The organism is Roseivivax sp. CAU 1753 (genome assembly GCF_054482575.1).
On the sequence record NZ_JBTLRF010000019.1, the window covers coordinates 1 to 13,147 of the forward strand.

Annotated in this window: 11 protein-coding genes and 4 pseudogenes; 10 read left to right on the plus strand and 5 right to left on the minus strand. The window is 61.1% G+C overall.

Translation table 11 applies throughout. The features are described 5' to 3' along the window. A pseudogene (locus ACXYMN_RS19395) lies at positions 1-102 on the plus strand (IS110 family transposase); the annotation flags it as partial. 58 nt (positions 103-160) lie between these two features. Then, positions 161-748 (plus strand): annotated as a pseudogene (locus ACXYMN_RS19400) (IS3 family transposase); the annotation flags it as partial. 36 nt (positions 749-784) lie between these two features. Here the strand turns inward: ACXYMN_RS19400 and ACXYMN_RS19405 are convergent. Both ACXYMN_RS19405 and ACXYMN_RS19410 read right to left on the minus strand, forming a co-directional pair. Further along, positions 785-973 carry a transposase gene (locus ACXYMN_RS19405; RefSeq protein ID WP_459015701.1) on the minus strand — a complete coding sequence of 63 codons (189 nt, stop codon included), beginning with the start codon at positions 971-973 and terminating at the stop codon, positions 785-787. Between the two features lie 149 nt (positions 974-1,122). Continuing rightward, on the minus strand, positions 1,123-1,692 hold the full coding sequence (locus tag ACXYMN_RS19410; protein WP_459015702.1) for a carboxymuconolactone decarboxylase family protein: 570 nt from the start codon (positions 1,690-1,692) through the stop codon (positions 1,123-1,125). Between the two features lie 116 nt (positions 1,693-1,808). On the opposite strand from ACXYMN_RS19410, the gene ACXYMN_RS19415 reads away from it, so the two are divergent. Beyond that, the gene (locus tag ACXYMN_RS19415; RefSeq protein ID WP_459015704.1) at positions 1,809-2,402 is read left to right on the plus strand and encodes a TetR/AcrR family transcriptional regulator; all 594 of its coding nucleotides are present in this window, start codon (positions 1,809-1,811) and stop codon (positions 2,400-2,402) included. Positions 2,403-2,538: 136 nt separating this feature from the next. Here ACXYMN_RS19415 and ACXYMN_RS19420 read toward each other — a convergent pair. Beyond that, positions 2,539-3,924, minus strand: a pseudogene (locus ACXYMN_RS19420) (IS1182 family transposase). 404 nt (positions 3,925-4,328) lie between these two features. Here ACXYMN_RS19420 and ACXYMN_RS19425 point away from each other — a divergent pair. From ACXYMN_RS19425 to ACXYMN_RS19455, 7 genes are all read left to right on the plus strand, one after another. Beyond that, positions 4,329-5,234, plus strand: coding sequence for a LysR family transcriptional regulator (locus tag ACXYMN_RS19425; RefSeq protein ID WP_459015706.1), 906 nt, complete (start codon positions 4,329-4,331; stop codon positions 5,232-5,234). 68 nt (positions 5,235-5,302) lie between these two features. Further along, positions 5,303-6,118, plus strand: a complete 816-nt coding sequence (locus tag ACXYMN_RS19430; RefSeq protein WP_459015708.1) for a putative hydro-lyase — start codon at positions 5,303-5,305, stop codon at positions 6,116-6,118. Positions 6,119-6,156: 38 nt separating this feature from the next. Next, a complete protein-coding gene (locus ACXYMN_RS19435) occupies positions 6,157-7,188 on the plus strand; it encodes a TRAP transporter substrate-binding protein (RefSeq protein WP_459015719.1) in 1,032 nt (343 codons plus the stop codon). 96 nt (positions 7,189-7,284) lie between these two features. After that, entirely contained in the window at positions 7,285-7,833 is a 549-nt protein-coding gene (locus ACXYMN_RS19440; RefSeq protein WP_459015710.1) for a TRAP transporter small permease subunit, read from the plus strand. After that, positions 7,830-9,110 carry a TRAP transporter large permease gene (locus ACXYMN_RS19445; RefSeq protein WP_459015712.1) on the plus strand — a complete coding sequence of 427 codons (1,281 nt, stop codon included), beginning with the start codon at positions 7,830-7,832 and terminating at the stop codon, positions 9,108-9,110. Before ACXYMN_RS19440 ends, ACXYMN_RS19445 begins: the two co-directional genes overlap by 4 nt. Before the next feature lie 117 nt (positions 9,111-9,227). Beyond that, positions 9,228-9,965, plus strand: a complete 738-nt coding sequence (pxpB, locus tag ACXYMN_RS19450) for a 5-oxoprolinase subunit PxpB (RefSeq protein ID WP_459015714.1) — start codon at positions 9,228-9,230, stop codon at positions 9,963-9,965. Further along, the gene (locus tag ACXYMN_RS19455; RefSeq protein ID WP_459015715.1) at positions 9,962-11,029 is read left to right on the plus strand and encodes a 5-oxoprolinase subunit C family protein; all 1,068 of its coding nucleotides are present in this window, start codon (positions 9,962-9,964) and stop codon (positions 11,027-11,029) included. Before pxpB ends, ACXYMN_RS19455 begins: the two co-directional genes overlap by 4 nt. Before the next feature lie 233 nt (positions 11,030-11,262). Here ACXYMN_RS19455 and ACXYMN_RS19460 read toward each other — a convergent pair. Together ACXYMN_RS19460 and ACXYMN_RS19465 are read right to left on the minus strand one after the other, a co-directional pair. Then, a pseudogene (locus ACXYMN_RS19460) lies at positions 11,263-11,484 on the minus strand (UvrD-helicase domain-containing protein); the annotation flags it as partial. A 74-nt stretch (positions 11,485-11,558) separates the two neighbouring features. After that, positions 11,559-12,910, minus strand: a protein-coding gene (locus ACXYMN_RS19465; protein WP_459015717.1) for an IS3 family transposase whose coding sequence is annotated in 2 segments (ribosomal slippage) — positions 11,559-12,571 and positions 12,571-12,910 — 1,353 coding nt in all. Because the reading frame shifts where the segments join, the coding sequence is not laid out codon by codon here. Between the last annotated feature and the right edge of the window lie 237 nt (positions 12,911-13,147).

Below are 13,147 nucleotides of genomic sequence, written 5' to 3' on the forward strand. Positions count from 1 at the left end.
AAGCCGCGCAAAGTCGCGGTGACAGCCGTCATGAGGAAGCTCGTCGTCCTGGCAAACGCATTGATTAGAGACGGCCGAAAATGGGCACAAGAACCCGCTTGATCATAACGGATACTCGGCAGATTTGCTGCGCAAATCGCCTGCCGGGCAGTGGATGCCGATCTATCAGAAACCGAATACGAGCAAACCGGCAAAGGGGCACAAGACCTACCCCTATCTGCTGGGTGGCCTGCGGGTCGATCGGCCCAACGAGGTCTGGTGCGCCGACATCACCTACCTGCCGATGCGCCGAGGCTTTCTCTACCTGGTCGCCATCATGGACTGGTTCACCCGGAAGGTGCTGGCCTGGCGCATCTCGAACACGCTGGAAGCGGACTTCTGCGTCGAGGCCTTGAACGAGGCGGTCCATCGTTTTGGCCCGCCGGAGATCATGAACACCGATCAGGGATCGCAGTTCACGTCCTTCGCCTGGACTGACCGGCTGAAACGGATCGGGGCCCGGATCTCCATGGATGGCAAGGGGCGGTGCCTCGACAACATCTTCATCGAACGCCTCTGGCGGTCCTTGAAGTATGAATGCGTCTATCTGCACGCTTGGGAAACCGGCTCGCAGGCCAAAGCCGGCGTCGGCCGGTGGATCGGCTTCTACAACCACCAGCGGCCTCACGCCGCCCATGGCGGACAACCGCCCGCCGTGGTCTACTTCAACCAGATCAAAACCGACCAGCAGGGGCAGAGAGTAGCTTAAATCATCCCAGATCCTGTCCAAGAGATGGGGAGTAGCTCAGTCGAGCGGGTTGGCGCGCAGCGAGTTCTCCATGCCGCGCTTCGCATCCTCGACCCAGCCCTCGATCTCGGAGGGCGTCAGGTCAAAGGACCGGCTCGCCTCCGACACGGTCGTCTTGCCCTGAATGATCTCGATGACAAGCGCTGTCTTACGCTTCGCCGTCCATCGCTTAATGCTGTCGTCCATCGTCATACTCATTGCTACGTTCTCCCTTGTAGCATGAGCAGATTCCGCTGGGTCGATACAAGTAAGCTTTAAGAAAAGAAAACCCGGCATCTTTGAGATGCCGGGTACGGGCGGGGTCGCGCGACGCGCATTTTCGATAGAGGACCCGGTTAGGCCGCTTCTTTGCGCCCCTTTTCCCAGGCGAAGGCCTTCATCGGCTCGTCGACCGGCGTCTCGGCAAGGTGATTGGTGTAGTTCGACATGACCTTCTGCGACACGCCGAGGATCACCTCGAGCACCTGACGCTTGGTGAAGCCCGCATCGAGGAACGCCGCCACTGCGGCATCGTCGACATTGCCACGATCACGAACAACCGAAAGCGTGAATGTCCGCAGCGCCTCAAGGTGATCACTGGGCATCGGCGTCTCGTTGCGCAGCGCGTCCGAGATCGCGTCGTCGACCTTCATCATCTTGGCGATGCCAGTATGCGCAGGGACGCAATAGTGACAGCTGTGTTCGACATTGATGGTTTGCCAGACAACCGTGAGCTCATCCTTGTCGAAGCTCGTCTGCTCCGCGAACAGCTTGTGCAGTTTCTGGTATCCCTCCAGTAGCGCGGGGGCTTCGGCCATAACAGCGTGCAAGCCAGGAAGACGGCCAAAGACCTTTTGCGAGTTCTCCAGCAGCGGGCGGCTTTCCTCGGGGGCGGTTTCCATCGTGTGCTTCGTAAAATCAATCATCGCTTCGCATCTCCTTATTTGAGTGATCGCTCAAGTTCACAAGTCGAAGTAACTTTACTTGAACGTCCGTTCAAGTTATTTCTTGAGTGTTCACTCAAATGAGATCGGAGCAGGGCATGGGGCGCTCGGCCACTTACGAAAAGGACAAGGTGTTAAAGGCGGCGATGGACCTGTTCTGGGCGCGCGGCTACCACATGACCTCGCTCAAGGATCTGGAGCGTGTGCTCGATATGCGGCCGGGGTCGATCTACGCAGCCTTCGGATCGAAGGAGGCTTTGTTCCGCGCTGCGCTGGACCGCTATGCCGCTGCGGGCCGGTCGGCGCTCAACGAGGCGCTCGCGCAGTCTTCCTCTCCGATCGCCGGGCTTGCCGCGCATGTGCGGATGTTCGGTGCAGTCACGCGAGGTGCCCTCCCCTCGCGCGCCTGCATGCTCATGAAGACGCTGCTGGAGACGCCCGACGATGAACCTGAACTGCGCCGGTCGGTCGAGGACATGATGCGGCAGACCGAGACCGCCTTTGCGGAGGCATTCCGCGCCGCTCGGGACGCGGGCGAGATCGCGTCCGACGCAGATCCAGACCAGCTTGCCGCACGCCTGCAAGCGGCGATCTTTGGACTGCGCGCATACGCGCAGCGGACGGACGCGGCTGACCGCGTCGAGAGGATTGCCGAGGACATTGCCAGAGACGTGGAAGCGTTACGCGCCTGAGAATCCTCAATGCAGTGGGCGAAGTTTTCCCGCCAATTGTGACCAAGTCGGCTCGCGGCCTATTCCGTTGAAAAACTCGGCTCAGCAGACGAGTCACCCCTCGTCCAAGTTTTGCGGCGCGTGCGCTTGTCCTTTCTCAGAAGGCAAGTTGTGGGTGCGGAAGGAGCTTTGCGAGCTTCCGGAGGTTCTGGGCGGTGGCTGCGAGGTGGAATTCATCGCGTGCGCCGTTCGGGCCGCGCAATCGGAGACGGCCAAGGCCCAGAATGCGCTTCAAATGCGCGAACAGCATCTCCACCTTTTTCCTCAGCTTGCATGAGATCGCGTAGTCGGTGGTTCGGGCGATCGCACGCGCCCGATCCCGGGATTGCTCGAAGATGGACCGGAGGATCTTGCGAGCGGGTTCCTTCGGGCAACAGCGTGACTTCAATGCGCAAGTATCGCAATCGGCCTTGCTCGCCCGGTAGCGGAGCATGCCGTCCTCGTCGGCTTTCTTCTCGCGGGCCTTCGTGAAGGTCCGGCGGCTTTGCTTCAGCTCCCTGCCGCCTGGACAAGTGTAAAGGTCGGCCTCGGCATCATAGTTGAAGTTGGCGCGCTCGAATGTCCCGTCCCTGCGCGCGGACTTGTCGATCACCGGAATGTGGGGCGCGATGCCGCGCTGTCGGTCCAGCCAATCCAGCATGGAACCGGTGCCGTAGGCGGTGTCTGCGATCAACCGCTCCGGCAGGAGACCGAAGGTGTCGTTCACCCGGTCGATCATGGTTCACACCGATCCGACCTCGGCCTGGCGGATCGACCGGGTTGCCTCCACATCGAGGATCACGCCGTTATCGGTGTCGATCAGGTAGTTGGTGGAGTAGGCAAAATAGGCCGGACCTCCCCGAGCCCCGGTCCATTGCGAGGCAGGATCGGAATGCGACGTGAACTTCGGCTCCACCGGGCTCGCTGCACCAAAGGCCGCATCGTCGAGCGTTTCCAGGTATTCCCGGACCGCCCTCGGCGCGTCTTCAGGATTGATGCTCTCGGGCAGCCAGTCCGACTTGGGCGTCGAGTTCTGCCGGTTCGCGTCAGCCTGAATGATGCTGGCATCCGCGGCGAAGCGCTGACCGCTCGCCAAGCCCTCTGCGATGCACCGTGCCACCACTGTCTCGAATAGGTGCCGCAGCAGGTCACTGTCGCGGAAACGACCGTGGCGGTTCTTGGAGAAGGTCGAATGGTCCGGAACGGGCCCGCTCAGATCGAGACGACAGAACCAGCGATAGGCCAGGTTGAGATGAACCTCCTCGCAGAGGCGGCGCTCGGACCGGATGCCCATGATATAGCCGACCAGCAGCATGCGGATCATCAGCTCCGGATCAACCGACGGTCGCCCGGTGCAACTGTAGAAAGGTGCAAGATGCTGCCGGATGCTGGTCAGGTCGACAAACCGATCCACAGATTTGAGCATATGGCCGGGCGGCACATGCGCTTCGATAGAGAACTCGTAGAACAGAGCGCCTTGCGCTTCCTGCCGGGACCCCATCATCACCGTTCACCTCAAGCTGCCGCAGTCAAATTGAATCAGCGGTCAGCTCCTCAAGCAAGGCGAGTTTTTCAACAGAATAGGCCCTTAGCAGACATTCATCGCGTTGGTCGTCGCTACGACGCAGCATCTGCATTGCGGTCATTCGTGCTCCAGCGCAGCTTTGGCGACAAGCCAAAGCATCTTATGCAATCTCTACATGCCTACATAACGACAAATGGGTTTCATGGGTGGTGCCCACATCACATTAGGATAAGCGGTCTGGATGCCTAACACTGCCATTGCCAAGACGGCCTCGGTGGTGTCACTCCGCGCGACAGTAGGACCGTCTACCCTATCCGACCGGAGCGCTTAGCGGCGCCTCAGGCTTGCCAGCCCGCACCTTATCCCCTTAGAAACAAAGGGGCATGTCAAACCTCAACCTCGAACAGATTCGAGCCTTCCTTGCCGTGGTAAGACTGGGTGGGGTCAGCCGCGCGGCGCAGGCGCTTCATCTGTCGCAGCCCGCAGTGACCACGCGCATCCGCAAGCTTGAGGATTCGCTATCCCGCACGCTGTTCGACCGCTCCGGAGCCAGCTTGGTACTGACCCGCGAGGGCGAGTTGTTTCTGGGCTACGCCGAGAAATTCGAACATCTGGCCGAGCTTGTCGAAAAGGCCGTGGTTGATCGGGAAGGCATCAACGGCTGGCTAAGGGTCGGCGCGTCCGAGACCATTACCCAGTGCTGGTTGCCGGATTTTGTGGAGCGCCTGCACAACGCCTTCCCCAATATGCAGGTCGAGTTGAACGTCGATATCTCGTCGAATTTGCGGGAGGCTTTGCTGACCCGGCAGATCGATCTTGCATTGATGCTCGGGCCAGTGTCCGAATTCACCGTCGACAATGTCGAGCTCCCCGATTTCGAGTTGGCATGGTACGCCTCGGCCAGCAGTCCGCCCGCAAGCCCGAGCGAGGCCTTTGGTCTGCCGGTCATTACCTATGCACGGCACACCCGGCCCTTTCGGGAGTTAAAGGCCCTGCTCATGGAACGGGTCGGTCCCGACGCCTCGATCTTTCCCTCGTCCTCGCTTTCAGCCTGCTTTCGGCTTGTCGAAGCAGGCCTGGGGGTGGCGGCGCTGCCAGAGGTGCTCGGCCGCCCCTTGGTCGAGGACCGGCGCTTGCAGATTTTTGATCCGGGCTGGCTGCCGCCGCCGTTGCGATTCACGGCCTCCTATATCGCGGAACCCAGACGTCATATTGTCGAAGAGGCAGCCCGCCTTGCGCAGGAGAGCGCGCTTGCCTACCGGGGTATAAAAAAAATCTATAGAATATAGAAAATTCAATTCATTTGATTTGAATCCCCCCGCCAGTGAAGATGACAGCACAAGCGGAGGAAGCGCACGTGCAAAGACATCATTCACAACTAAAAGCTTCTACGCCGGCAGCACTGCGCGAGGCAATCCGGAGCGGCCAGTACCTGTCGCATACCGCCGGACTGGGGCAAGGCTTCCTGCAGGCGAACCTCGCGATCCTGCCGGAACGCTATGCGCTGGACTTCATGCGCTACTGCCAGCGCAACCCCAAGCCCTGCCCGATTTCCGGCGTGTCAGACACGGGCGTGCCGCTGATGGTGACGCTGGGACGCGGGATCGATATCCGCACCGACGTGCCAGCCTACAACATCTACCGCGATGGTAAGCTCAGCGGCTCTGCCCCCGACATCAGTAATCTGTGGCAGGATGATTTCGTCGCCTTCGCCTTGGGCTGCTCGTTCACCTTCGAACATGCCTTGATGAATGCCGGCATCCCGGTCTGGCACATCGAGAACGACACCACCGTGCCGATGTTCCGCTCGAATATCGAGACGGTGCCTGCGGGGCCCTTTGGTGGTAAGATGGTGGTCAGCATGCGCGCCATCCGCGAAGACCAGGTCGCGCTTGCGGTCGAAGTATCGCGGCGGTTTCCGGCCGCCCATGGCGCGCCCGTGCATTGGGGCGATCCGGCGCAGATCGGGCTTGCCAACCTGTCGCGGCCCGACTGGGGCGATCCGGCCCCGGTTCCAGAAGGACATGTGCCGGTGTTCTGGGCCTGCGGGGTCACGCCTCAGGTCGCGATCGAACGCGCCAGACTGCCGATATGCATCACCCACAAGCCCGGTCACATGCTGGTGACAGACGTGCCCGAGGATGCCGAAACCACCGTTCTGCCCGCCGCTTGAACTGCGTCAAACAAAACCAACAGGAAGGAACCAAAATGATGAAACGAACAATCGCTCTCATGGCCGCCACCGCGCTGACCTCGGTGCCCGCCTTTGCCGAAACCCTGAATGTCGTTGGCAGCTGGTCCGGTCTGCCGCTGCACAAGCAATACGAGGCGCCGTTCTGGACGGAGGCGCTGCCCGCGGCCTCTGACATCGAGGTTTCCCTGACCACCCATGACCAGATGGGTCTTGGCCTTGGCGACATTTACCGGCTGCTCGGTCAGGGCGTCTATGATGTGGCGATGACCGTTGCCGATTACGCCGTCGCCGATGCGCCCGAGCTTGAAGGTCTCGACGTGCCGCTGATCGCGCTTGATGCGGCCTCGGCGCGGGCCATGGTGAATGCCGCAAAACCGATGGTCTCCGACATCTACCGCGACCGGTTCAACAGCCATGTTCTGGCCATCGCGCCCTATCCGCCGCAGGTCGTGTTCTGCAACGAAGAGGTCACAGGGCTTGATGACCTGAAGGGGCTGAAAGTGCGCGCCTCGGGCCGGATGACCGCGAAATTCCTCGAAGCGCTTGGCGCCGAGGGGATCAATGTGTCCTTCTCCGAAGTGCCGGGCGCATTGCAGAAAGGTGTCGTCGATTGTGCCGTCACCGGCGCCGGTTCGGGCTATAGCGCCGGTTGGTGGGAAGTCTCGACACATCTGCTGACCATTCCGCTGGGCGGCTGGGACTCGGTTGTCACCGCTATCAACCTCGACAAGTGGAACAGCCTCGATGCCGCAACCCAGGAAACCATCTCATCCACGATCAAGGCCGAGTTCGAAGACCCGTCTTGGGAAAGCGCGCAGGGTGCGCTGGTCAATGACATTGCCTGTCTGACCGGCAATGGCGAGTGCCCCTCCGGCGAGGCCCGCGACATGGTATTGGTAGAAGCCAGCGAGGGCGACATCGAGCGCGCCCGGGAGATCCTGCTGACCGAAGTTCTGCCGGACTGGGCCGACCGCGCTGGCAACGATTGGGCGGTGCGCTGGAACGACTCCGTTGGTACAGTCGTCGGTGTCAAGATCCCGACCAAGTGAAGCGATGAAAACCGATAGGCGGGGCCAGTCCCGCCTATCGCTGACGGTCGAGGGCGGGACTAAACCTGCCTCCTCTGAAAGAAAGCGAGAAGACCGATGGCGGACAGCATTCTTACCTCACTCAGACGGGTCAACTGGCTGGTGGCAATCCTCGTTGGGGTTCTGCTGCTGGCCTGCGTTGCCTTTGTTCTTCTCGACATAGTCCTACGACAGATCGATGCCTCCTTTGGCGGTACCGATGAGATCAGCGGCTATGTGATGGCCATCGCCACCTCTTGGGGCATGGCCTTCACCCTTCTGGAACTGGGCCATGTCCGGATCGATCTGATGCGCAGCCGCTTGACCGCGGGGCCCAAGGCGCTGCTCGATCTTATTGCGATGCTGGTCATGACCCTCGTGATCTCGCTGATCGCGTGGAAAAGCTGGCCGGTGGTGGCCAATTCGATCGCCAACAGTTCAACCGCCAACACTCCGCTTGAGACCCCTCTGACGCTGGTGCAATTGCCGTGGTTTGCCGGCTGGTTGTGGTTTGCCGTCACCGCCTGGCTCACCCTGCTGGCGGCATTGATACTGGTCCTGGAGGGCCGTCTTTCAGATAGCGAAAAGGCCATCGGCGCCTTCGCGGAAGTGGAGACGCTGCAATGATCCTGTATGTCTCGATCGGCCTGCTTGGCCTGCTTAGCCTGTCGATCCCCGTGGGCATCGTATTGTTCCTGCTGGGCATCGGCATCGACACTTTCTTCAGCCCCTTCCCGCTGATCCGCGGGCTTGGCAATCTGGTCTGGTCCTCGTCCAACAGCGCCACTCTGATCGCCATTCCCTTCTTCGTTCTACTGGGCGAGATCCTTGTGCGCTCCGGCGTCGCGGCACGCACCTATTCGGCGCTTGACCGCTGGGTCAGCTGGCTGCCGGGCGGGTTGGTGCATGCCAATATCGCCACCGCGACGATGTTCTCGGCCACCTCCGGCTCCTCGGTGGCGACCGCCGCAACCGTTGCCACCGTGGCGATGCCACAGGCCGAGCGTCTGGGCTATGATCCCAAGCTGTTTTCCGGTGCCATTGCCGCAGGTGGCACGCTGGGCATCATGATCCCGCCGTCGATCAACCTGATCGTCTATGGGTTTCTCACCCAATCCTCGATCCCCCAGCTTTTCCTTGCCGGGCTGGTGCCCGGGATCGCGCTGGCGCTTTGCTTTGGCGTTGTCACGGCGCTGATCTGCATGGTCCGGCCAAGCCTCGGCGGCGAGCGTCGGGTCTTTCCGCTGGCGCAGATGCTGCGCGCGTTGCTGGATCTGATCCCGATCTTCCTACTTTTTGCCGTGATCATTGGAACGATCTACAAAGGCTGGGCCACCCCCACCGAAGCCGCCGCCGTCGGTGTCGCCGGCGCGCTGGTCATTGCGCTGGTCTTTGGTGGTGTCTCGATGAAAATGATGATCGAAAGTATCCTTGGCACCATCAAGATCACTTCGATGATCATGCTGGTGGTGATCGGGGCCTCCTTCCTGAACTTCACGCTGGCCTCGGCCGGGCTCGGAAATGAATTGCGTCAGTTCCTCGAAGGGCTGGGCTTGTCGCCGCTGGGCTTCATCTTCGTGGTGGTGCTGATCTATATCGTGCTCGGTTTCTTTATCGAGACCCTGTCGTTGATGGTGGTGACGATTCCGATCATCGTGCCGCTGGTGGTCGAGCTTGGCTATGACCCGATCTGGTTCGGCATCCTGATGATCGTGCTGATCGAGATGGCGCTGATCACCCCGCCGGTTGGGCTGAACCTCTATGTTGTTCAAGGTGCCCGCAGGGGGGGATCAATGAGCGAGGTGATGCTCGGCGCGGTGCCCTATGTGCTGGTGATGCTGGCGATGGCGCTTGCGCTGATCGCCTTCCCGCAGATCGCACTTTACCTGCCGAGCGCGTTGTAACCGAGCTGTCTTAGTTTATCGGACACCCACCATGTTCATGCAAACCCAGCTGACCGGTTCCGCCACATATGGCTTTGCACAGCGCCGCAACGGCCTTGAATTGCCCCTGGAGATGTCATGACCCCGCGCATTCTGTCTCTCGGCGACCGGGCGGTCACGGTAGAGTTCGCGCCCGAAATCACTTCAGAGGCGCGGGCTGCGGTATCACGGCTCGATGCGGCCATCGCCGCCGCGCGCGCCGAGGGGCGGCTCAACGCGGTGATCGATGTGGTGCCGACCTTCCGGTCACTCTCCCTGCACTATGATCCGCTGGTCACAAGCCGCACCGAGATCGAAGACCAAGTGACCCCTTTGATCGATGACACCAGCGGCGCGCAATCCGCTGTCAACGCCCGCTGGGTGTTTCCGGTGCTTTATGGCGGCGAAAGTGGGCCCGATCTGCCGCGCCTCGCCGCGGCTGCGGGGATCGACGAGGCCAAGGCCATCGCGCTGCACGCCGACACCGAGGTCGAGGTCTACATGCTGGGGTTCCAACCCGGGTTTGCCTTCATGGGTGATATCGCTCCGGCCCTGCGTCAGCCCCGCCTGGCCGATCCGCGCACACGGGTGCCGGCAGGCAGCGTGGCGGTGGCGGATCGGTTAACGGCGATCTACCCTTGGGAAAGCCCCGGCGGCTGGCACCTGATCGGCCGATGCCCGGTGCCGTTTTTCGACGCCGCGAGAGACCGGCCATCGCTGCTGTCCCCGTCTGACCGCGTCTCCTTCGAGCCGGTTGATGCGGCGCGCTATGCCGCGCTCGACAAGGCGCTCCGCACTGGTGAGATCGAACCGCAAAGCTTCAGGAGCACGCCATGACCGCCTCCGATACAGCACTCACGATCACCGACCCGGGCCCGGCGACCACGGTTCAGGACGCGGGACGCCACGATGCCCGTCGCTGGGGTGTGCCCGTCGCCGGCACCCTGTCGCCTGACTGGCTGATGCTGGCCAACCATCTGGTGGGCAATGAGGCCAATGCCGCGGTGCTCGAGTTTCGCCTGATCGGCCCTCGTTTCACGGTCGAGGCTGACGACCTGATGCTTGCCGTGGGCGGTCCGGCAGAAATAAAGGTCGAGGGCCCCGACGGTTCGCGGACGATCCCGCCCTGGACCGCGGCGCCGGTTCTGCGTGGCGACAAGATCGCAGTGGGGCGCGTCAGTGCTGGCACCACCGCTCTTCTCGCGGTCTCCGGCGGGATCTACACACCTCCCGTGCTCGGCAGCCGCGCCACCTATGTCCGGGCCGCGCTTGGGGGCCACATGGGCCGCGCCCTGCGCCCGGGGGACAGCCTGCCGGTCGGGGCCCAGCCCGTTGCCGCGCCGCTCGCCCTGCATGATCCACCTCTGGATGGCCCCGCCCCGATCCGGGTAATTGTCGGGCCGCAGGACGACCATTTTGAGCCCGCGGCTCTCGAGGACATGCTGGCCGGTTCTTATACCGTCACCGAGATGGTGGACCGCATGGGCATGCGGCTGGAAGGTCCGCAGTTGCAGCACCGCGCGGCAGAGCTTTCGCAGATCGCGTCTGACGGCATTGTGCCGGGCGCGATGCAAGTCCCGGGCAACGGTCAACCAATTGTCTTGCTGGCCGATGGCCAGACTGTCGGCGGCTATCCTAAGATTGCAACGGTGATCAGCGCCGATTTGCCCCGACTGGCCCGCCGTGCCCCCGGCGAGACCATTCGCTTTGCGCGCGTGGATGCCGCGGAGGCCGAAGGGATCTGGCGCAATCACCAGAAAGCACTGAAACTGCTGACCCATCAGGCGCGTCCTGCGGCCCTCTCGAGCAGACTCGACATTCGGCGCCTGTATGAGGCCAACCTAATTAGTGGCGCGATCGACATGGCCCGGCCCAATCATTTTCCGGGCAGCTTTGAGTGATGGTTCAGAGCGCCCATTGGGTTGAGCTTTGCGACCAGCCTACCCGAAGCACCGTAGAAGCGGTTCCAAATCAGGAGCGCGGGATCGAAGGGATAGTGCGAGACTGGATCAGTTGATGGCTTAGACTTCATAGGCTGCCACTATGGATAAGGAGTAAGTCTTTTGTCGATCATACGGATGTCAGCTTTGATGGTTCGATCAAATTAGTTTGCACATGCCGCGAATGGCGAGTCACCGCCCCCTTTACCTTCAGTGGCGGCAAGAGCGGTCACTGCGTCGTTCAAGGTCTTCTCCCCGTTGTCGCGGCGCGTCCAAGCGATCCTGATCGAAGGTTCGTCAGCTTTGCCTGCCGGTATCACAGTTTTGGTGATCTGAGCGGGGTTACGAAGAACGAAGCGACGGGCGGCCAGAGCGATCTTGTCCACCGACCGGAAGGTTCGACCGAGATCGACGGTTGTCCGTCGTCAGGGATTTTGGGCCAGCTGGCGGCCTGAGCTAAGAGAGGGTCTGACGCATCTGGTTGGTCTGATTATGCGGCGGATTTGCGGTGAAGCAAGCGTCGCGTTTCGATGGTCTTTCGTTTGATCCTTTCTCGTTGTTTCAGGATAGTTTCGCCATGGCCGAAGTAGGCGTCAGCGGGCGTGAGGTTTTGCAAACTCTCGTGATAGCGCCGGTGGTTGTAGTGGTCTACGAAGGTGTCAATCTGCTGGCTGAGATCGCCCGGTAGGTAGTAGTTTTCGAGCAGGACGCGGTTCTTTAGAGTCTGGTGCCAGCGCTCGATCTTGCCTTGTGTCTGGGGGTGATAGGGCGCGCCGCGGACATGGTTCATCTGTCGGTCTTCCAGCCAATCTGCCAACTCACCCGAGATGTAACTCGACCCATTGTCCGAGAGCAGGCGCGGCTTGTGCAAAACCGTCGCCTGATCGCAGCCGGAAGCCTGCAGAGCCAGGTCCAGTGTGTCGGTGACGTCGCCGGCCTTCATCGTCGTACAGAGCTTCCATGCAATGATGTAGCGGCTGTAGTCGTCGAGGATCGTTGAGAGATAGAACCAGCCCCAACCAATGACTTTGAGGTAGGTGAAATCGGTTTGCCACAGCTGGTTTGGCCGGGTCGTCTTGTCCCGGAACTCGTCAGCCGCCGACACCACCACGTAGGCCGGGCTGGTGATCAGGTCATAGGACTTGAGAATGCGATAGACGGAAGCCTCTGACACAAAATACTTTTCCGCGTCCGTGAAGCGCACGGCCAGCTCGCGCGGTGACAGCTCGCTTTCCTGCAGGGCCAGGTCCTTGACCTTCTCGCGAACAGGTTCCGGGATACGATTCCAGACCCGTGATGGCTTGGGGCGGCGGTCCTCAAGCGCCTCAGGCCCGCCGGTTTGATACCTGTCATACCAGCGATAAAACGTGGTCCTGGGGATCCCCAGCTTGTCCAGGGTTCGTTTTGTCGGCAGGTGTGATCTTTCGACGAGGCGGATGATCTCCAGTTTCTCGGATGCGGGGTACCTCATTCGTCGTCGCCCCCATCCGCGATCATGCTTTTATTAAGCAGCCGCAGTTCGAGGGCCTGTTCGGCCACGACCTCCTTCAGATCGCGGGCCTCACGGCGCAGATCCTTGACATCGGTCGGAGTCGCTGCGCGGGCCGTGTCGCCCGCCAGGCGCTTCTTGCCAGCCTCGAGGAACTCCTTCGACCAACTGTAATACAGGCTCTGGGCAATGCCCTCGCGGCGACTCAACTCTGCAATGCTATCCTCGCCCTTCAGGCCATCCAGCACGATCCTGATTTTCTCTTCCGCTGAATACTGTTTGCGGGTGGCCCGGCGGATGTCCTTGACGACCTTCTCGCCGTGGCTCTGTTTGGCTCCGGGTTTCTGTCTCATCTCCACTCCTTGGTGGTTACGATGTGCCAGAAACCCTCTCTTATCAAATCAACCCAAACTGTCCCGTTGGCGCTGACGTCAGACACTACCTACCGGGCGATCTCAGCCAGCAGATTGAACCGCGCCGGGTTTGCCGGAGGCTCCAACTCCTGAGTAGGATGGAGCATCATGAGCAAGACAACGAACAAGTATTCCCCCGAAGTGCGCGAGCGTGCCGTTCGCCTGGTTCTGGACAAT

Coding starts and splice junctions, on each gene's coding strand:
- ACXYMN_RS19405 (WP_459015701.1), bottom strand. CDS start 973: ATGGACGACAGCATTAAGCGATGGACGGCGAAGCGTAAGACAGCGCTT.
- ACXYMN_RS19435 (WP_459015719.1), top strand. CDS start 6,157: ATGAAACGAACAATCGCTCTCATGGCCGCCACCGCGCTGACCTCGGTG.
- pxpB (WP_459015714.1), top strand. CDS start 9,228: ATGACCCCGCGCATTCTGTCTCTCGGCGACCGGGCGGTCACGGTAGAG.
- ACXYMN_RS19440 (WP_459015710.1), top strand. CDS start 7,285: ATGGCGGACAGCATTCTTACCTCACTCAGACGGGTCAACTGGCTGGTG.
- ACXYMN_RS19445 (WP_459015712.1), top strand. CDS start 7,830: ATGATCCTGTATGTCTCGATCGGCCTGCTTGGCCTGCTTAGCCTGTCG.
- ACXYMN_RS19425 (WP_459015706.1), top strand. CDS start 4,329: ATGTCAAACCTCAACCTCGAACAGATTCGAGCCTTCCTTGCCGTGGTA.
- ACXYMN_RS19415 (WP_459015704.1), top strand. CDS start 1,809: ATGGGGCGCTCGGCCACTTACGAAAAGGACAAGGTGTTAAAGGCGGCG.
- ACXYMN_RS19410 (WP_459015702.1), bottom strand. CDS start 1,692: ATGATTGATTTTACGAAGCACACGATGGAAACCGCCCCCGAGGAAAGC.
- ACXYMN_RS19455 (WP_459015715.1), top strand. CDS start 9,962: ATGACCGCCTCCGATACAGCACTCACGATCACCGACCCGGGCCCGGCG.